We start from the raw sequence: 19,273 nt of genomic DNA, 5'->3' as shown, positions 1-19,273 counted from the left end.
AGCCGTTAAAATGCGCGGCTTCGATGCGGGAATAGCTCAGTTGGTAGAGCACGACCTTGCCAAGGTCGGGGTCGCGAGTTCGAGTCTCGTTTCCCGCTCCAAATGTCGATCCACGATGTCCATCGATGTCCGTAGATCCTTGAAAAAAGGGGCGAAAGCCCCTTTCTTCATTCTGGCAGCAATCACCGAAATCCACCTGCAGCCGGCTCATTTAAGTCCAGAAATGAGTCCAGACAATCCGGGTGGTTCGAGCTTCGGTTTCTTGCCGGTCGTGAGCGGTATACGTGATGACGATTTCAACTGGTAAATGCGTACGATTGCAGGATCGTTGCCGCTGACGTGATTGATGAGATCGAGATTCATCGTCGAAATCGGCGTGGTGAACGTCCGTTTCGCCACGTTCACGGCGCCATCGTGAATCGCTTGACCGAGGCCACAGGCGCTGACGCCCAGCGTGGCAAGAACGAGGAACGTGTGGCGAACGATGCGTGGCGGCTTCATGCGCAGGATTCCTTCGAGCGTGTCGTTCGCATTACGATCGGGACGGCACGTTCCACGCGCCGAGCTGCACACGAATAGGCGTGTCGCGCGACGGCGCGTCATCGTGAGCGAGCAGCGTGGTGTAACCCAGGCTCACCGTGTTCGGTTCGAGCACGGGCGCGGGCATGAGGGCGGGGGCGACGTGCATGTCGATCACGGCCTGTGCTTCGTAGCCGAGATAAAAGCGCAGCAGATGCAAGACATCATCGTGCATCGCGTGCCCCGGCATCAGGCTGCGCACGGTGCTTGCCGTCGTGGGCATGATGACAACGCGCACGCAATTGCCGCGATCGAAGAAACCGCCGCCCAGCACGCAGTGCTCGCCGAGCGGCATCGGTTCGGTGGTGTCGACGTCCACCCACACCGGGTGGAATTCCTCCACCGTGATCGTCGCGTCGGGCACTGCGTGCTGCAGAACACCGGCCAGTCCTTCAGTGGTACGGGTTTTCTGATTTACCAGGCCCAGCATCGAAAGCAGCTTGCGCGGACCGATCGTCTGACCGATATCTGGCGCGCCGAGTCCAAGTCCGGCCAGGCTCAGCAGATAGGTCGAGATCGGATCGCCACCATCGCGTTCGAAGCCGACCGGATAGCGGTATTTGCGCCAGATGCGGTAGTACTGGGTGACGATGCGGTGGTGAAACAGATCCAAAAACGCCGCCAGCGGTTCGGCGCCGTCGTGGTTCTGCGCGATGGTATCGACGAAGTACGTCGGCATGCGCGCGTCCACGCCGTACAGGCCGAGGAACGTGGTGCGGATCGTTGGCGCTTGTGCCGCGTCATCCGGATCGTATTCGACCGCATCGATTTCGCGTCCCGGGAAGCCCAGCCGGAGCTTCGAGCGGAAACGGAACGGATCGTCAGCAGGCGTGTCGGTCGCGCCCAGCAGTGGGCGCTCCGGCGCACTGCGTTCGAGCAGTTCGCAGAATCGGAAAAAATGCATTCTGGTGGCGTGCGTCAGCAGCGCGGGCCACAGCGGCGGCATGTCGGTGCGCAGGGGTTCGATCGCGTTCAAAACGGCGCTCCTTCGCCCTTGGTATCCGGCCAGACCATGCGCTGCCCGGTCGGCAGCGCAACGATCACCAGGCGCGTGTACAGGTTGAGTGTCGCGTAGAGTCCGAGAAAGCGATTCAACATCCCACCAAAAAGCTCCACGTCCCCGTCACCCGCAAACGCGTGGCTGTTGAGCGTGACTTCAATCTCCACGCCGCGCAGCAAGCCGCCCTTGACGAGCTTTTGCACGGACCGGTGACGCACGTCCGTGATCGCATCGATGCGGCGGCGATTGAGTTCGCCGTCGCTCCAGTCGTACAGCGCGAGCGCACCGCGCAGCAGTTGCGCATCGAGCAGCGAGAGATAATTCGGCGCCAGATGCGACAGCACGCGCCAGTGAAAGCGGTCGCTGGAAGGCGGATACACCGGCAGCGTGGGCGCGACGAGATTGCGCACCGCCCCCACATTGTTGAAGCCGCCGCGCATGCGCGTGATACCGGCTTCGCGCAGGCCCTTGCGTGGCAGCATGCCGTTCGTGCCGGTCACGGACAGCGAGAGCGTTTCGCTGGGCAAGGTCGTCTGCTGTTCCCATGCGTGGCCGCCGAGCACCACCCAGGAATCGAAGCGGCCTGACAGGCCGCGGCGCATGCGCGTGTGGAAATACCGTTCCGGCATGTCATGGCGCAGCATGCCGCCACGGTGACGGAACGCGGCGAAGGGCGCGTATTCGAAGCGCTCGCCAGAGCCGACCTCGAAACCCTGGATGGCATCGACCGCATAGACATCCACGTGCGCGCCGTGGCGTTCGTTGGCGACCACGCGGTAGTCGGTGTCGAACTGCGTGGTCGTGATCGGATCGGCTTCCACCTCGAACAGGTTGATGATCGGCGTGCAGTACAAGCGCACGTTGTCGGCGGAAAAACGCATGTCGTCGGGATACGGTTTGTGCAGCACCACTTCCACGTCCACGTACGGCGCAGCTTGCGGGATCGCCTGCATGTCCAGGCCGAAGAGATCCACGAACATGAACTTCTCGGGGAAGGTGAAGTATTCGAGCAGCAACTGATAGCCGCCGAAGGCGTTGTCGGGCTTGGGCCACAAACGCTCGTCGGTGGCAAAGCCGGCCGCCTGAAGCCGCAGCCCCGGCATGCTTTGCGGTGCGCCCGGCCGGTCCTCCGGATAGCCGGGTACGCGGACCTGCATCGCCAGCGGTTCGGCCGTCAGCGCGGCGTACAAGGCCAGCGCAACGGGACGGTCGGCATGCAGATAAAGGCGCAGGCGCGGCACCGAGAATTGCTGGCGTTCGATCTGCGATTCGATCGCGAGACGAAAGCGCAGCACCGAGCGGCCGTCGTCGCGCGTGGTGGCCTGTGCTTCGGTCAGGCTCAATGGATACAGATCGACCGGTTGCGTGGTGCGATACACGCACTCGACGGTCGCGCCGCTGTCCGCCGCACCGGTACCCAGCGCAATCGGATCGGACACCGCTTCGAGGCCCGCTTCGAGCTGTTCATGCCGTTGCAGAACACCCGCGGAGGGCCGCAGTTCGAGAATCGACAGCGACGGGATCATGCGCAGGTAATGCGGCCACAACATGCTGACCAGTCCCTCGGTCAGTTCCGGCAGTTCGTCGTCGAGCTTGTGGCGCAGGCGACCCATCAGGAACGCGAAGCCTTCGAACAGGCGTTCCACATGCGGATCGCGTTCGCCCAGGCGATCGAGGCCGAGCGCACGGGCGCGGTCGGGGAATGCCCGCGAAAACTCCTTGCCGGCTTCGCGCAGATAGCGCATTTCGGCGTCGTAGTAGCGCAGGATGTCGTTGTCTTTAGTGGGGTTGGTCATGATGCGGATACCGTTGATGCGTCACGCCAATGCGGCGGACGAACTGGTGGGTGGTTCGGTGGCTTGAACGTCTGCAGCGTCCGACGCTGCCAAAGCTGCGTTGCGGGATGGCTGTGAGAAGACCGTGCGATAGCGAAGGTAGCCGCCCGTGACGCTGTACGGCTCCGCGTTGCTGAGCGGCCTGAAGCCTGCGCGCGAATCGTGGACATAGTCATCCAGAACACGAACCACCGCAGGGGGCAAGGGTGCATGCCGGCGCAAAGTTGCCAGCATGTCTCGGGTGGAGGCGTCGACGGGTTGAAGCATCTCATCGAACTTTCCGGTGTTGGCGTACAGCGAAATCGCCGCGGCCTTGTCGAGCGCGGAGCCATCCTCGATGTGTATCCGCTGGTCCAGTACGGCCATCTGATTCGACAGGTCGGTGTTTGCCATCAGGAGCTGCTTCTGATCCGAGGATGTCGCCCGGCGATAGAAGTCGCGCGTTTTCAGCCCTTGCCAGGACTCGAGCAGATCGCCGCGCCATTGCAGGTATTGGCGCGTGTGCTGGTGGATGACATCGACAACGGCATCTTTGCCGGAAACGCTGCTGCTGCCGTGTGTGTCCAAATAGGCGTTGTACGCTTCGATAAGCGGCTTCGGGCAATGGAAATCTTTCAACAAGTCATCGCGGCGTCCTATTTCGTTGGAGTCAAGAAGCGGAACCCCCGACTTCATGGCCTCGTAATGCATATCGATCAAGGGAATCTGCGAAAGCTGTGAGAGCTTGCCTTGCTCCGTGGGCAAGTAACCGCCGCCGACATCCGAATGCACGCCCGGGTAGGTCACCTGTGTTGCCCGCTCCGCCAATTCCAGGGGAAAGCTGGCGCGCTGCTCGTGCAGCGCGATGAAATGCGCGCATCGCTCCACCGAGGGGTGAATGCCCAACTTCCCGTTTGCCCAGCTCATATGGCCCTCGAAGCCGGGGACGGCATCGGGAATGCCCACCGAGGCCACGGTGTCGAACAGACCCAAAAAGTAGAAACGCAGGGGAACGCCCGCCAGGGCAAGGCTGCCGTCGTTCTGTTTCGCCATCTCGGCCAGCCAGTTCACGAACACGCGCGCTTGGGCCGCACCACGCGAAAATCCGAACGCGGCTACGTTGATGCTGGTGAGCTTGCGTTGGCTGCGGGCCACGACGTCGGCCAGCTTCTTCAACTCGGGTCTGAAGCTTCTGTTGGCAGCGGGGCCTAGCGAGTTGCTGCTGGCGATCAGGATTTCTACCCTGATCATCTTTTTGTCGAACAGATCGTGTCCGGTCAGATAGACGGCGGCGGAATTGAGTACACGGGTAATCCCCCAATTGATGCGATCCGCGCCCATATACCCAGTGCTCATGCCGAGGCTGCCGCCGCCATCGCCGATATCTGGAAAGGGTGTGCCAACGCCGGGGATGTAGTGCGAGAAAAAGCCGTCATCGCTCCGGTCGAGCGCAACGTTGTATAGCCTGGCCACATTGCTGTGCTTGCCCAGGTCGGTCTGGGTTTGCTTGCCACCGAGTGCGGGTTCTTTCCAATCCTTGTTATTGCCGGTGCCGTCGAAAAACAGGCTGACAAAGGCTTGCCCTTGGCATTGCGCGGATTCTAGTTGTTGGATGCAGGCCATGGCGCTCGCTCGCAGCGCCAGTTCCTTCGGCGTAAGTTCGCGCATGCCGTTGGCGGGCATGGGCGCTGGAGATGTCAATGTGAAACTCATGGAATATTCCCTTTCTTGTTGATGTGTGCTTACAGCTTGGCTTCGTCGCCCTTTAGGGGGTATTGCGGATGCTTGAGGTAGTAGGCCGTGACAAATACCTTGATGCTTCCGTCGCGCAAGAAGTGCACGGCGAAATGTCCAAAGTCGTTAGGACCATAGGGCTGCACTTCCACGCGTTGTTCTTTCGTTTGTCCCATTTCCAACCCCCCCCATCGCACGGACACAGCCATGCCCGGTTTGTATTGGGTGGGTACCAACACACAGCACGTGAATTTCCCACCGCCTTCGTGCTTACCGATATAGGGTCCACCATAGTCATTGATGGAGAAGAAGCCGATGTCGTGATCGGTATGGTTATACCCGACGATCTCCAGTGGCACGTTATCGGCAGGGCAGCCGGCAAGCAGAAAGCTCAGTGCAAGCAGCGGCAGCAGACGGAGAGTGCGCAACCATGCGGAAAGGCGGTTCGTGGCGGACGATGCTGTTGCGATGGATGACATGCGAAGTTCCTTGTCTTGGTGCTGTTAGCGTTACGCGGATGCAAACACGCGAGAAATACTCCAGTTGATGCGATCAGCCGAGTTTGGATTCTTTCCAATCCTTGTTATTGCCGGTGCCGTCGAAAAACAGGCTGACAAAGGCTTGCCCTTGGCATTGCGCGGCTTCTAGCTGTTGGATGCAGGCCATGGCGCTCGCTCGCAGCGCCAGTTCCTTCGGCGTAAGTTCGCGCATGCCGTTGGCGGGCATCGGTGCTGGAGATGTCAATGTGAAACTCATGGAATATTCCCTTTCTTGTTGATGTGTGTTTACAGCTTGGCTTCGTCGCCCTTCAGGTTGTAATCGGGGTGGCCGAGTCCGTAGCGCGTGACAAATACCTTGATTTGCCCGTCGCGCAGAAAGTGCACGGCAAACGCTCCAAAGTCGTCAGGACCGTAGGGCGGCACGGCGATTTCGCGGGAGCGCGGGTTTTCACCCGCTTCATCGCTCCAAGTGATGGTGGCCTTCATGCCAGGTTTGTAGACGGGTGGCACGGTGATGCAGCATGTGTATCCGCCACCGCCACTATGTTTCATCAAGAACGTGCTACCACCGCCATTTACGGAAAAGTACCCAATGGACCGATCGGTGTGGTTATACCCAACCACCTCCAGCGGCACGTTATCGGCAGGGCAGCCGGCAAGCAGAAAGCTCAGTGCAAGCAGCGGCAGCAGACGGAGAGTGCGCAACCATGCGGAAAGGCGATTCGTGGCGGACGATGCTGTTGCGATGGGCGACATGCGAAGTTCCTTGTCTTGGTGCTGTTAGCGACACGCGGATTCAAGTACGCGCGAAATACTTCAGTAGGTGCGGTCAGCCGAATTTGGATTGTTTCCAATCCTTGTTATTGCCGGTGCCGTCGAAAAACAGGCTGACAAAGGCTTGCCCTTGGCATTGCGCGGATTCTAGTTGTTGGATGCAGGCCATGGCGCTCGCTCGCAGCGCCAGTTCCTTCGGCGTAAGTTCGCGCATGCCGTTGGCGGGCATCGGTGCTGGAGATGTCAATGTGAAACTCATGGAATATTCCCTTTCTTGTTGATGTGTGTTTACAGCTTGGCTTCGTCGCCCTTCAGGTTGTAATCGGGGTGGCCGAGTCCGTAGCGCGTGACAAATACCTTGATTTGCCCGTCGCGCAGAAAGTGCACGGCAAACGCTCCAAAGTCGTCAGGACCGTAGGGCGGCACGGCGATTTCGCGGGAGCGCGGGTTTTCACCCGCTTCATCGCTCCAGGTAATGGTGGCCTTCATGCCAGGTTTGTAGACGGGTGGCACGACGACGCAGCATGTGTACTTTCCTCCGCCACTATGCTTCATCAAAGACGGACCCCAGCCTCCATTTACGTAAAAATCTCCGATATCTCGATCGGTATGGTTATACCCAACCACCTCCAGCGGCACGTAATGGGCATGGCAGCCGGCAAGCAGAAAGCTCAGTGCAAGCAGCGGCAACATGCGGAGTGCGCGCAACCATGCGGAAAGGCGGTTCGTGGCGGACGATGCTGTTGCGATGGACGACATGCGAAGTTCCTTGTCTTGGTGCTGTTAGCGCAAGCATGCGAGAAATACTTCAGTAGGTGCGATCAGCTGAGTTTGGATTCTTTCCAATCCTTGTTATTGCCGGTGCCGTCGAAAAACAGGCTGACAAAGGCTTGCCCTTGGCATTGCGCGGATTCTAGTTGTTGGATGCAGGCCATGGCGCTCGCTCGCAGCGCCAGTTCCTTCGGCGTAAGTTCGCGCATGCCGTTGGCGGGCATGGGCGCAGCGGGTGTTAATTTGAAATCCATGGAATATTCCTTTTTTTGTTGCTGCGGTTAAAGCTTGGCTTCGTCACCTTTCAGGGGATAATCGGGATGGCCTAGGTTGTACGGGGTAACAAACACTTTGATTTGTCCATCGCGAAGAAAGTGGACTGCGAAAAGTCCAAAGTCATTTGGACCGTAGGGTTGCACGGCGATTTCGCGGGATCGAGGGTTTTCACCCGCTTCATCGCTCCAGGTGATGGTGGCCTTCATGCCAGGTTTGTAGACGGGTGGCACGACGACGCAGCATGTGTACGTTCCTCCGCCACTATGCTTCATCAAAAACGCACCCCAGCCTCCATTTACGTAAAAATCTCCGATGCTTCGATCGGTATGGTTATACCCAACCACCTCCAGCGGCACGTTATCGGATGGACAACCTGCAAGCACGAGACACAGTGCCACGAGGGCAAAGATTCTTATGGATCGCATGTTCGCAAGGTCGAATTTCATGGGGATTGGTGGTGTTGGATTGGCGCTACGTTTCATCGGCTTGAGTGAACAAGCACGGCCCTGGCCGGATTGATCGCTGTGAGCTCGCCAAGCAGTGCGTCGATCTTCTGCGTAAGCGTCGCCTTGTCGGCATCTTTGCGGTGCAGACGTGTTCTGAGTGCGCGTATCAGGTGTTGTTTGACGTCGAAGGCGAGGGCGGGCTCCCACTGCGCAAGTCGATGGCGTTGCGCGCTGGTGTCGAGCGAGGTCAGCAGATGGATCGCGATATCCGCGCGATCGGCACGCTCGGCGACGCGGGCCATCACGAGTTGCCGCAGAAAGCGCTGGCGTTCGGTGTCGTGGCCCGGCAGTTTTTGCAGCCAGGCCAGGGCGTCGTCGAGACCTTGTTGGGTGGTGATCGTGAGTGCCTGCGCTTCGAGGCTAGCCCAATGGTTTTCGCTCTCGTTGGCAGTGTCCACCAGAGTGTCGGGGTTCTGCCCTGCGTCGTAGACCGTCGCGTGGCGGGCGATCCATTCGAGCGTCGTGCTGTCGGCGAACGGCGAGCCGTCGTTGAACGACAGGTGTTCCAAACCCGGCAGGCGTTGCAGCAGCAGCGCGCAATCCATCGCCGCCATCTCGCGCACGGCGGCGTACTCATGGCCGGCATGTTCCTGCGCGACGAAGGCGTAATACTGCAAATCCAGCCAGAAGTGATTCACGCCTTCGGCAAAGGCCGCTTCCACCCGTTCGAGCAATTCCGGCCACTGTTTTTGCAGCAGCAAGCGTTTGAGATTCGAGCGCAGTTCCGCGCGCGGTGCGGGCAATCGCGTTTTGCCACTGGCCTCGTGCGGCGGCACCTCATCGAGCGTGTCCCAGCGGATGCAGCGCATCAGGCGCCAGGCGGCAAGGTAGCCATGGGATTGTTCGCGCAGGAACTTCGCCATCTGGCGCGCGCGCTCCAGCAGCTCGTGCGATGACGCGATGGGTGTGCCGGATGGCGCGGTGGCCTGAGCGGGAGTGGTGCTCGTCGTCGACGTCGTGCCGTCGCCCGGCACCGTCAGCTCGATGCGGCTTTCGAAACGGCGAAACAGGGGTGCCAGATCAGGGCGGCCAGGTTCCGGCCATTCGGTCGTGCGTTCCGTCATCAGCGCGATGGCCGAGAGCGTGCGTTCGAGCAACGGACCGCTGAGTCCTTGCACCTGATCCAACCGGTTGGCGAACGTGCTGCCGGCGAGCCATTCGATCGCGGCTTTGCGGCTTTCGGGGCGGGTCGGCAGCAGCGTGTCGCCAAAGCGATCGACGAGCGCGGCGAGCAGTTCGAACCCTTCCGCGACACCTTCGGCGCCATCGCGGCGCATGCGGCCATACACGTAGTACGCGGCGACGCGTGTGTCCTTCGCCGTGTGTTTGAGCAGCTTTTCGGCGTGGGTAATGATGAGCGCGTCGTTGACGTCGGCGAATTTGCCCACTTCATCGCGCACGGTCTGGAAGTTGTCGTCGTAATTCGGATCGGCGCCGACGGGAGCGGTAGCGCTGATCGGTTGCAGCCAGTCGTGCCATCGGGCGATGGCGGAGCGCGCCAGATCCGAGGGCTTGCGCGTACCGAAAAGGGATTTGAGGAGGTTCGTCAACATGGGAGGGTGTTGCCTTTGCGGTTTGGTGCGAGCTGTGTGTCGCCAGCCTTCTGATTGCGGCGATGCGCGTTCACGTTGCGCGTGCCGGTCCGGTGCAAACAATCGAAGAGCGCCTTCGGGTCACGGGGCGATCGGGGCGCGCGTTCGGAAGACAAAGGCTTGCTCATGGCGCATCACCCTCCCGTTCCAGCGTGTTACCGATCACGCTGAGCGTGACCGGATCGGTCTTCTTCCACTGCGCTTTGGGCATGACGAGCCGCCATGCGGCGTGCGACGGATCGCGAAAAAACGCCACCACGCCCACGTACTGCGCGTTGTCGGCCATGGGTGTGTTGAGCGTGATCGTGGCTTGGGGTGCCAGCACGATGTCCGTGTGGCTCAACGCGTCCGCCTTGAGCACGCGGTCGGCATCGTGCAACAACTGCGCGTAAGTCGCCTGCTCGAACGCCTTGGCATCCTTCAGTTGATAGACGCGCATCGCCACCGGCAGCGACGCGCCACGCTCATCGCGGTTAAGTTCGGCGCGGCCCTCGATCACCAGATGCATCTGTTTGACCTTGGCGACGAAGATCGCGCGGCTGACGTCGGTGGACGTGTCCTTGGTGGTTTGCCACGCGCCGCAGCCGGTCAGCATCGTCAGCGTGAGCAGCATGGCTGCACGCAGCGTTGTGAGAAAGAAAGGTTTCATGGTGAACGCAGCTCCGGCGGCAGGGGATGCATGACGGGCGACGCGCCGTTCTTGCCGACGATAAAAATCCGCTCGGGCAGTGTGAAGCCGCGCAGTGCCAACAGATCCAGCGGCCCCGCGCCCACCTGCGTGCGCAGGACATAGCGCAGCGATTCGGCGTCGGGGTGCGTCCAGGTGAGTTCATAGCGGGTGCTGTCGAGCGGTTTGACCTCGGCCGTGGCGAGCAGGCGCAGCCACGCCCAATCGCCGGTGGCATCGAAGACTTGCCGCACGCCGGCATCGAGCGTTTGCCAGGTGAGCGCCGCATGGCCGTTCAAGCCGTCGCCGGGCCAGGCGATCGGCGTCCAGGTTTCCTGCTGGTTGAAGTAGATGACGGCATGCTTGTCGATGGTCAGCTCCGAGCGCGTCACGTTGGGCGTGGGCTGCGGCATGATCTCGAAGCGATAACTGGCGTCGCCGGACGGATACAAGCGCGTGCCGAGTAGCGACATCTGCTGGATGGCTTTAAGGAAGGCCGGGTCGAACGCCAGCGTTTGCGGCGCCAGCCCGTTGGGTGCCCACATATCCCCTTGCTGGGCGAGCACACCGGCCAGTTCAACGGTGAGGAAGCGGTTGATCAAGCCGCTGGTGGGACGCACGTAACGGCCCAGTTCCGCGAACGAGGCGTCGGCGTTCGTGTCGTAAAACGGATAGCGGCCATCGAACGCACTGTTGAACGGCGCCGCGATGCTGGCGCGCCAGAGCTCGTTGAGGCTGGCGGCGGCCGGTTGCAGAATCGTTTGCCACGCGCCGTCGAGCGGACGCAGGAACAGCGCATCGCCGAAACCCGCCCAGGCGGAACCCAGACTCGCGGCGGTCAAGGCCGCCTGTTCGCGCACTTGCGACAGATCCGAGAGCTTGCCCTGAAACACCGCCTGCGCGAGCGCGCGGGCCATGCTCTGCGCATCGGGGCTATGGCCGATCTGCTGCAGCTTGAGCCGCATCGTGGTGGCCACGGTGATATAGCTTTGCAGACTCACGCCGCTCAGGGTGGCGGGCGCGTTGCCGTTCGCGGCGTTCGCACCGTTGCCAGTCGTCACACCGCTGTCGCCCATCAGCGCGAGCAGCGGGCCGAACGACTGATCGAGCGGGTTGGTCACCGCGCTCGCCGGGGTGTCCTCCTTGCCCACCAGACTCTGCGCACGACGCACCAGCGTGTCGCCAAGCGCCTGCGAAGGACGCCCCGCCTGGGCCTGATGCTGCACGGACTTCATCAGGGCGATCAGCGGCGAGGTCTGCGCATCGGTCAGCCGCGTGAGTTGATCGACGGCCACGCTGAGGTTCGTCGCCGGCTGCCAATGCAGGCTATTGAGCAGGCGTTGCCACGCGGCGGCGTACTCGGCGAAGTAGCGTGCGGTCAGGCGTTGCTTCAGATCGCCGGCCCGCTGCGCATCGTGCTCGGGCAAGGCGATGGTCTTGCCGTCGGTCAACACCCCATCGCTTTCCACCTGGCGTTCGCCCGCCTGGTCGATCGCCGCGGCGATCATGCCGTCCCAGGCGGCGCGGGAATACACGCCCGGCACGCTCGCGCTCGTCCCGAACAGCCCTTGCGCATCCGTGCCGTTGAGCAATGCCGGCAACGACAGGTCGGCATACTTGCCGCGCACGCCATCGAGGATCGACTGGTAGACCGTGTCGTCCGCGTTCGCCAGACCGATCTGATTGACCAGCGTCGAGCGTGCCGTGGCAATCAGCGGCGCCGACGGCTGGATACGCCAATCGGGGTGTGCGTGCAGGTGCTGCGCGAAAAAGCGGGCCAGACGCTGTGAGGTGTCCTGCCATTCGCCGGGCGGCATGCGCGGGATGACCGGCCAGACGGTGGCGAGTTGTGTCGCGAGGAAGTCGGGATCGGTGTGCGCCGGATCGGCCAGCATCAAGTACGTCTTCAGCACGTTGTAGTCGCGCTGCTGCGCGTCGCGATCCTGCAAGGCATCGGCGCGCACCTTGCCGAGGGCGGCGAGCGATGCTTCGAGACTGCGCTGCACGGGAATCGTGAGCAACGCGCGGCTGGCGTCGGCATAACGCATCCAGAGCGTGTCGAGCGTGACTCGGTTGCGGTTGAGGCCGAAGCCGTGCACGCCGGGGGCGCGGCGTCGCACGCGTGCTTCATACACACCGATGCGTTGTTGCAAGGCCAGCAAGGCGCGAACGCGCGTGGCGTCATCGCCCTGATCGAGTGACCGCACGACGGCCTGCGAGCGTTGAAGCTCATGCGCATTGGCGAAGGCCGAGACCAGCGTGCCGACGGTGCCAATGCCGACCAGGGCCAGTGCGATGACCGACCACACGGTGATCGGATGCCAGCCGATGCGGCGGCCGCGATCGCGGCGGGTCAGATCGCCAAGGTGCGACCACAGTGCAGGAAGGACGGTGCCCGAGGCGGCGCCGCTTTCGACGGACTTCGCGGGGAACGGCGTGAAAAACACGCCGCGCACCGGCAAGCGGCGCGCCACGAGGCTGGCCATCCAGGCTGACAAGGGCGCGGCGCGCCCATCGAGGCGTTCGGACAGCTTAGCGATATAGATATCGCGCGGATTGGCGCCCAGGCGATGCACGCCGAGATGGGCGAGCTGATCGCGCAGCGTCCGCACTTCGGTGTCCATCGACGGCGCAACGCGGCCTTGGGGGAATTCGCAACCGGCGATCGGCGTGGTGCCGTCGTTCACCTCATCGACCTGGGCGGCATCGAGCACGTAGACCGGTGCTGACCAATGCAAGCTTTGCGCGACACGGGCCAAGTGGATGCCGGGGGTGCCGCGTGTCGGCGCGAGCGTGTCTTCGACACCGTTGACCACCAGCACGAGACCATCCACCGGGCGACGGCGACGCAGGCGATAGAGCTGTTGCAGCCAGGCGTCGTTGGGTTGGCCGTTGTCGTCGTTGGCGTGCCACAGCAGCACGGCCTCGTCGGTGATCAAGTGACCGTGCTCGGCGAGCTCGGGCAGCAGACGTGCGATGGTTTTGTCGTTGCCGGTGAGCAGTAGCCAGGGTTGGCGATAGCGCCAGCGCAGGCCGTGCCGTTCCCGGAGCGCGAGAGCCAGTTCGTCTCGCCACAGTCGCGCGAGGATGGGAGCAGTGGACGCATGTGGGGCGCCAACTCGCGCGGTGCCATCGCGTGTGTAGCGCTCTTCGTCGCGATGCGGCGCCTGTCGTGCGACCCAATGCTGTCGTGCGACCCAATGCCATGCGCCCATGAGAAGACCGTGTGCCAACAGTGCGGAGGCGCCGATCAGTAGCACGACCAGCACGCGGACAACCGAGGACGGGTGCAATGCGGCACCTTGGTACCATGCCGTGATGGCGGCGCCGACCGTCATCGTGAGCACGACCATCCAGAAGCCTGACAATCTTCGAGTATTCATCCCTGCAGTCCTGATTCCTGATGTGTTGCGACGGGTTGAACGACCGTCGCGCGTAGTGTGTTTTGCCGACTCGCGACAAGTTGCGGCATGTGTGTCTGCGATACGTGTTCGATGGCAAGCGCCATGGCAAGCCAAGCGGCGACAACGCCTGCATCGCCGATGGCGGCATCGATATCATGTATTCCGTCCGCGGCTTGCTTGGACGAAAGACCCAGTGACAGGTCGGAGGACGCTTGCATCAATGACGATGCGTCTGCGTGCGTCAAGCCGGCCTGCCAGAGGTGCTCGACGTTCGCTGCTTCTGCGTTGCCCCACAGGAGTGCTCGCGAAATCGTCTCGTTCACGTTGTCTTTGCTGTCTTCCACCGGGCGATGAAGCAGTGCAAGCGACGGGAGTGCTTTTCGTTCGACGAGTGGCGCCCAGCCCAGCAGCAATGCGACCGCCGCTTCAGCGCTGTTGGCGCTAGGCATTTCATGCAATTGCACGGCAATGAACAGTGCAATTTTTTCGAGTTCGGGGCCGCCACGAATATCCAGCCATTCGTCGAGCGCCATGATGCCCTGCTCCTCGTGGAGCAGGGTTGTTTCTACGGAACGATATCCTGCGGCATCCCAGCAGTATTGCCAGAGCGCGAATATTTGCTCGTGCGGCGCGTCTGCAGGAAGTTGCAGATAGACAGCAAGCGGCACGCGACGAGGAATCTCGGTCAAGGAGGTCGCGAGTTGGCGTATCAACGCCGTGAAGCACGACTGAAAACGTTCTTCCTGGTTAAAACCTTCGACGTCAAGCGCGGTGTGCCGTACCGAGGTGCCGTCGGAAAACGAGTCGCGGGATTCGAGCTTGCTTTCGCCATCGACGATTTGCGTTGCGGCTTCGCCCGGACCTATCGCGCAGAGGTAGCTCGCGTTAAGCACCGCCAGTGGCTCCCGAGCGAACAGAAGTGCCTTGGCGCGGTCGGCAGCCAGCACGTCGTCCGCGGCTTGCAGGCGCGCGCTTTCCTGCTCGTGATAGAGCCATCGCAAACCAAAGAGCAGGCACCACGCGAGTGCCGGGAACGCGAGCAGACGCATCCAGAACCAGGCCGTGTCGGTGGGTTCGCCTTTGGGCCATGTCAGCAGGGCCAAGATGACACCCGCCAGCATGATGGCAACGAACAAGCCCAGCCACACGAAGGGTCTGGGAAGTGTGGGGGGCGTGGTGTCCCACTGTGGGGTTGGCAGTTCTACAGGCATAAATCGATGTCAGTGGAGGCTGGAAATAAGTTGGCAGCCGCACGTTGCACGATGCCCTTCGCGTGCCACGGGAATGCCGCCATCGGTCGTTTTGGAGTCGCCTTCGGTGATGCGGTTAGGGCGGACATCGGGGTGCTTGGGGCACCACACCTCATCCCCTTTACGCGCGACGAAACGCCCGCGGATGCGCATCGTGTTCGAGGCGCTGATAACCTTGCCGCCGTGGTCGGTGCTGTCGCCGAGTCGAATGAACTTGCTCATGATGTTTGCTGCTCCCTCGCCATGCGTTAGGCCAATTCCCTGCGTGCGTCTGACGCGGGTGCCGCACCAGAAGCAGGAAGCGACGTCTCGGCGGATGCCGTTTTTCCGGTTTCGCGCTCGTTCTGGAAAATGTTTCGGTAGCGGAGGTAACCACCCGTAAGCCGATACGGTTCCAGGCGGAACTTTGGAATGTCGTTAAACCCCGCACGTGAATCGTGGACGTAGTCGTCCAGGAATCGGCGGACGGCATCGGGCAGGTCCACGCGACTATCCATGACCGCGAGCAACGTGCGGGTGGTTGCGTCCACCGGCTGAAACGGATCGTCATAGAACAGACGGCCTATGAGCACGATGGGCGTATGGCCGAGAACGTCATGGGTTCCTTCGCCGGTTACGCGTAGACGCCCGCGTATTGCCGCAATCTGTTGCGCGAGGTCATTCTGGCTGGCGTCCAGGTCGGCTTTGTCCTTGGCATTGGCCCGTTGATAGAACGCCCGGGTTTTGAGCGCTTGCCAACGCTCGAACAGGCCACCGCGCCATTGCAGGTACTGATGCGTGTGTCGGTGCACAAAATCGCGGGTGACTTCTGTGCCGGAGGCGTTTCCGATGTCACAGTCTTGCCAGAATGCGTTATAGGCTTTGATAAGGTCTGGCGGTATGAAGAAGTCCTTTTTGTAGTCAGGATTGCCCTCGATCTCTTCCCTGGACAGTAAGGGGACGCCAGCCTTGAATGCCTCGAAGTGCATGTCGTTCAGAGGGATTTGGGATAGCTGCGAAAGCTTGCCTTGCTCAGTGGGCAAATAACCGCCACCCACGTCAGAATGCATGCCGGGATAGACCACCTGTCGTACGATTGCAGCCGTTTCCAGCGGGAACGAGGCGCGCTGCTCGTGCAACGCGATGTAGTGCACACACTGCTCCACGGTGGGAGGGATGCGCATATTGCCATCCGCCCATGCCAGGTGGCCTTCAACGCCCGGGATGGCGTCAGAACCGCCAACGGAGGCGACGGTATCAAACAGGCCCATGAAATAGATGCGTAGCGGTACGCCTGCTAACACGTATCCGCCACCGTCTTGCTGCAAAAGCTCGCTCAACCAATTGGCGAAGACCCTTGCCTCCGCGGCCCCGCGCGAAAAGCCAAACACCGCGACGTTGATCTGTGTGATTTTGCGCTGACTTCCTCTTACGACGGCGGAGAGCTTTTCTTCCCAATTGCGCAATACCCTTCGGCGGTAGCTATTCTCGAAGCCGAGGGCGCCTATTGCCGAGCTCATATTGTTGGCGATGGTCTTGGCTTTCTTGTCATCAAATAGATCTGTGCCGGTTAGGTAGCGATGAACGGCATTATAGATGCGCGTGATACCCCAATTGATGCGGTCTGCGCCCATGTAGCCAGCGGTCTCGCCGAGCCTGCGCTGACCTTTCGCGAAACGGCCACCATCCAGGTCGCCGATTTGCTCGAAAGGCGTTCCGACGCCGGGGATATAGTAGGGGAAGAAACCGTCATTGGGCTCGGCAAGGGCAGCACGATATAGCCTGGCCACGTTGCTGTGCTTGTCTAGTTCTTCCTGTTTGCCCAGCGTGTCGGGTTCCTTCCAATCCATATTGTTACCGGTACCGTCAAAGAACACCGTGGCGTAAACCTGGCCTTGGCATTGCGCAGACTCTTTGCTCCGAATACAGGTCAAGGCGCTCTGTCTTTGTGCCATTTCTCGTGGAGAGAGTGTGCGATAGCCATCAGTGGGCATTGGATTGGGAATCACTAGCTTGTTTGACACGGAACGTTCCTTCTTTTGCTTTAGGGGTGTCACAGCTTGGCTTCTTCGCCTTTAAGCGGATAATCAGGATTGCTTAAAATGACGAGGTCGGTGGCGAATACTTTGACGCTGCCATTTCGCAAAAAGTGGACAGCGAATACACCCGTATCCTTTGAGGTATAGGGTGGGACTTCCACGACTTGTTCCTGTGTTTCCCTCTCGACTCCTCCCCATCGCACAGTAACAGCCATGCCCGGTTTGTAAGTGCGTGGAATGGAAGCGCAGCAGGCGAAGCCACCTTGTTTGTGTTTCAATAGGACGCCGCCACCGCCATTGCCGACGGAGAACCAGCCAATATCGCGATCAGTATGGTTATAACCGACGACATCGAGACCGATGCTTTCGTTTCTGTTATAGCAACTGGAAAGCATCATGCTCAGCAGAGCAAGCATGAAGCCAAGGCCAAGTTTCTTGAAGTTTTTCATCGAGTCTCCTGACTGCCTTGGGTGTTATGGATGATCAACGGCGTTATCGAATAAGACATGCATTTACATCTTGGCTTCGTCGCCCTTGAGCGGGTAGTCGGGGTGCTCGAGGTAATACATGGTGACGAAGACTTTGATATCGCCATTGCGAAGGAAATGAATGGCAAAATGGCCGCCGTCCTCGGGGGTGTATGGGGGGACTTGTACGGCGCGTTCCTGCGTTTCCCTTTCGACTCCACCCCAGCGAACGGTTACGGTCATGCCGGGGTTATATTTTCTTGGAATGGAAATGCAGCAAGCAGAGCCACCTTGTTTGTGTTTCCTTAGAATGCCGCCCCCGCCATTGCCGACGGTGAACCAGCCAATATCGCGATCGGTATGGTTATAACCGACGACATCGAGTCCCATTTTGTCGTTACTGGCATAACAACTGGAAAGCATCATGCTCAGCAGCGCAAGCATGAAACCAAGCCCAAGTTTCTTGAAGTTTTTCATCGAGTCTCCTGACTGCCTTGGGTGTTATGGATGATCAACGGCGTTATCGAATAAGACATGCATTTACATCTTGGCTTCGTCGCCCTTGATCGGGTAATCAGGATTGCTTAAAAAGACGAGGTCGGTGGCGAATACTTTGACGCTGCCATTTCGCAAAAAGTGGACGGCGAATACACCCGTATCCTTTGAGGTATAGGGTGGGACTTCCACGACTTGTTCCTGTGTTTCCCTATCGACTCCACCCCAGCGAACGGTGATGGTCATGCCGGGCTTGTATTTTCTTGGAATGGAAATGCAGCAAACGAAACCTCCGCCTCCTTCGTGTTTGCCGAGGTATCCTCCTCCACCGTTGCCGACGGAGAACCAGCCAATATCGCGATCAGTATGGTTATAACCGACGACATCGAGTCCCATCCTGTCATTACTGGCATAACAACTGGAAAGCATCATGCTCAGCAGAGCAAGCATGAAGCCAAAGCCAAGTTTCTTGAAGTTTTTCATCGAGTCTCCTGACTGCCTTGGGTGTTATGGATGATCAACGGCGTTATCGAATAAGACATGCATTTACATCTTGGCTTCGTCGCCCTTGAGCGGGTAGTCGGGGTGCTCGAGGTAATACATGGTGACGAAGACTTTGATATCGCCATTGCGCAGGAAATGAATGGCAAAATGGCCGCCGTCCTCGGGGGTGTATGGGGGGGGCTTGTACGGCGCGTTCCTGCGTTTCCCTTTCGACTCCACCCCAGCGAACGGTGACGGTCATGCCAGGCTTGTATTTTCTTGGAATGGAAATGCAGCAAACGAAACCTCCGCCTCCTTTGTGTTTACCTAGAATGCCGCCCCCGCCATTGCCGACGGTGAACCAGCCAATATCGCGATCGGTATGGTTATAACCAACGACATCGAGTCCCATCCTGTCATTACTGGTATAACAACTGGAAAGCATCATGCTCAGCAGCGCAAGCATGAAACCAAGCCCAAGTTTCTTGAAGTTTTTCATCGAGTCTCCTGACTGCCTTGGATGTTATGGATGATCAACGGCGTTATCGAATAGGACGCGGATTTACGTCATGATTGTGCGGGCATCTAAGTCCGGGTATTTAAATTACGGAAGCTCCATAAATCGTCGTTCTTCCTCCGACATGACCCGGTGCGCGCGACAATGCATCCACGCATTGAATTGGACGGTTATCCAAGCGCCGATCAAGGGAGCGAGAAGGAAGGAGGATAGGACGGCGATGAGTTCCGAGAGTGATATGCAAAAGTAGCCACCGCATGATTTGTCGCCTTCGGTAAGCCATGAGTACATGGCGGTCAATATGAGCAGCAGGTAGCCGCTGGCGAAGGTTGAGCTGACGAATATGAAAAAGCTCCGCACACGGTGGGTCTGCTTTTTTCGTTTTGAGGACGTAGCGCGATGATTTGCGGGACGTTGCTCTGGGCT

General features: G+C 60.0%; 21 protein-coding genes and 1 tRNA gene. 1 reads left to right on the top strand and 21 read right to left on the bottom strand.

The window, feature by feature from the left end; genetic code table 11:
- The first annotated feature begins 25 nt into the window (after nt 1-25).
- Nucleotides 26-101, top strand: a tRNA-Gly gene (locus tag EO087_RS05930).
- Between the two features lie 106 nt (nt 102-207).
- On the opposite strand, the gene EO087_RS05925 is transcribed toward EO087_RS05930, so the two are convergent.
- From EO087_RS05925 to EO087_RS05825, 21 genes are all read right to left on the bottom strand, one after another.
- Nucleotides 208-501, bottom strand: coding sequence for a hypothetical protein (locus EO087_RS05925; protein ID WP_128898061.1), 294 nt, complete (start codon nt 499-501; stop codon nt 208-210).
- Between the two features lie 31 nt (nt 502-532).
- A complete protein-coding gene (gene tssG / locus EO087_RS05920) occupies nt 533-1,555 on the bottom strand; it encodes a type VI secretion system baseplate subunit TssG (protein ID WP_205744447.1) in 1,023 nt (340 codons plus the stop codon).
- Nucleotides 1,552-3,375, bottom strand: coding sequence for a type VI secretion system baseplate subunit TssF (tssF, locus tag EO087_RS05915; protein ID WP_128898060.1), 1,824 nt, complete (start codon nt 3,373-3,375; stop codon nt 1,552-1,554). The genes tssG and tssF overlap by 4 nt, the downstream gene beginning before the upstream one ends.
- 21 nt (nt 3,376-3,396) lie before the next feature.
- Nucleotides 3,397-5,106 (bottom strand): DUF2235 domain-containing protein, encoded by a 1,710-nt coding sequence (locus EO087_RS05910; protein ID WP_128898059.1) that lies wholly within the window; start codon nt 5,104-5,106, stop codon nt 3,397-3,399.
- A 29-nt stretch (nt 5,107-5,135) separates the two neighbouring features.
- Nucleotides 5,136-5,606 (bottom strand): DUF3304 domain-containing protein, encoded by a 471-nt coding sequence (locus EO087_RS05905; protein WP_128898058.1) that lies wholly within the window; start codon nt 5,604-5,606, stop codon nt 5,136-5,138.
- A 73-nt stretch (nt 5,607-5,679) separates the two neighbouring features.
- Nucleotides 5,680-5,883: a hypothetical protein gene (locus EO087_RS05900; protein WP_128898057.1), complete on the bottom strand. Its 204-nt coding sequence runs from the start codon at nt 5,881-5,883 to the stop codon at nt 5,680-5,682.
- A gap of 29 nt (nt 5,884-5,912) precedes the next feature.
- Nucleotides 5,913-6,383 (bottom strand): DUF3304 domain-containing protein, encoded by a 471-nt coding sequence (locus tag EO087_RS05895; RefSeq protein ID WP_128898056.1) that lies wholly within the window; start codon nt 6,381-6,383, stop codon nt 5,913-5,915.
- A gap of 73 nt (nt 6,384-6,456) precedes the next feature.
- Nucleotides 6,457-6,660, bottom strand: a complete 204-nt coding sequence (locus tag EO087_RS05890; protein WP_128898055.1) for a hypothetical protein — start codon at nt 6,658-6,660, stop codon at nt 6,457-6,459.
- A 29-nt stretch (nt 6,661-6,689) separates the two neighbouring features.
- Nucleotides 6,690-7,160: a DUF3304 domain-containing protein gene (locus tag EO087_RS05885; RefSeq protein ID WP_240669144.1), complete on the bottom strand. Its 471-nt coding sequence runs from the start codon at nt 7,158-7,160 to the stop codon at nt 6,690-6,692.
- Between the two features lie 62 nt (nt 7,161-7,222).
- The gene (locus EO087_RS05880) at nt 7,223-7,426 is read right to left on the bottom strand and encodes a hypothetical protein (RefSeq protein ID WP_128898054.1); all 204 of its coding nucleotides are present in this window, start codon (nt 7,424-7,426) and stop codon (nt 7,223-7,225) included.
- 27 nt (nt 7,427-7,453) lie between these two features.
- The gene (locus EO087_RS05875) at nt 7,454-7,894 is read right to left on the bottom strand and encodes a DUF3304 domain-containing protein (RefSeq protein ID WP_240669143.1); all 441 of its coding nucleotides are present in this window, start codon (nt 7,892-7,894) and stop codon (nt 7,454-7,456) included.
- A 32-nt stretch (nt 7,895-7,926) separates the two neighbouring features.
- Nucleotides 7,927-9,507 carry a type VI secretion system protein TssA gene (gene tssA, locus EO087_RS05870; protein ID WP_128898053.1) on the bottom strand — a complete coding sequence of 527 codons (1,581 nt, stop codon included), beginning with the start codon at nt 9,505-9,507 and terminating at the stop codon, nt 7,927-7,929.
- 163 nt (nt 9,508-9,670) lie between these two features.
- Entirely contained in the window at nt 9,671-10,195 is a 525-nt protein-coding gene (tssJ, locus tag EO087_RS05865) for a type VI secretion system lipoprotein TssJ (RefSeq protein ID WP_128898052.1), read from the bottom strand.
- Entirely contained in the window at nt 10,192-13,596 is a 3,405-nt protein-coding gene (locus EO087_RS05860; RefSeq protein ID WP_205744446.1) for an ImcF-related family protein, read from the bottom strand. The genes tssJ and EO087_RS05860 overlap by 4 nt, the downstream gene beginning before the upstream one ends.
- Complete coding sequence (locus EO087_RS05855) at nt 13,593-14,828, bottom strand: hypothetical protein (protein WP_128898051.1); 1,236 nt, start codon at nt 14,826-14,828, stop codon at nt 13,593-13,595. Before EO087_RS05855 ends, EO087_RS05860 begins: the two co-directional genes overlap by 4 nt.
- Before the next feature lie 9 nt (nt 14,829-14,837).
- Nucleotides 14,838-15,089 carry a PAAR domain-containing protein gene (locus EO087_RS05850; protein WP_128898050.1) on the bottom strand — a complete coding sequence of 84 codons (252 nt, stop codon included), beginning with the start codon at nt 15,087-15,089 and terminating at the stop codon, nt 14,838-14,840.
- Between the two features lie 26 nt (nt 15,090-15,115).
- Complete coding sequence (locus tag EO087_RS05845; RefSeq protein ID WP_164931779.1) at nt 15,116-16,840, bottom strand: DUF2235 domain-containing protein; 1,725 nt, start codon at nt 16,838-16,840, stop codon at nt 15,116-15,118.
- A 59-nt stretch (nt 16,841-16,899) separates the two neighbouring features.
- On the bottom strand, nt 16,900-17,334 hold the full coding sequence (locus EO087_RS05840) for a DUF3304 domain-containing protein (RefSeq protein ID WP_128898048.1): 435 nt from the start codon (nt 17,332-17,334) through the stop codon (nt 16,900-16,902).
- A 63-nt stretch (nt 17,335-17,397) separates the two neighbouring features.
- Nucleotides 17,398-17,829, bottom strand: coding sequence for a DUF3304 domain-containing protein (locus EO087_RS05835; RefSeq protein ID WP_128898047.1), 432 nt, complete (start codon nt 17,827-17,829; stop codon nt 17,398-17,400).
- A 63-nt stretch (nt 17,830-17,892) separates the two neighbouring features.
- Nucleotides 17,893-18,330, bottom strand: a complete 438-nt coding sequence (locus EO087_RS05830; protein WP_128898046.1) for a DUF3304 domain-containing protein — start codon at nt 18,328-18,330, stop codon at nt 17,893-17,895.
- 43 nt (nt 18,331-18,373) lie between these two features.
- Nucleotides 18,374-18,829: a DUF3304 domain-containing protein gene (locus tag EO087_RS05825; protein WP_240669142.1), complete on the bottom strand. Its 456-nt coding sequence runs from the start codon at nt 18,827-18,829 to the stop codon at nt 18,374-18,376.
- Nucleotides 18,830-19,273: the final 444 nt, after the last annotated feature.

The sequence above is a fragment of the Dyella sp. M7H15-1 genome (genome assembly GCF_004114615.1).
In the GTDB taxonomy this organism is placed as follows: Bacteria; Pseudomonadota; Gammaproteobacteria; order Xanthomonadales; family Rhodanobacteraceae; genus Dyella_B.
The sequence above is the reverse complement of the archived record's forward strand: the minus strand, read 5'-3'. Positions and strand labels throughout refer to the sequence as shown.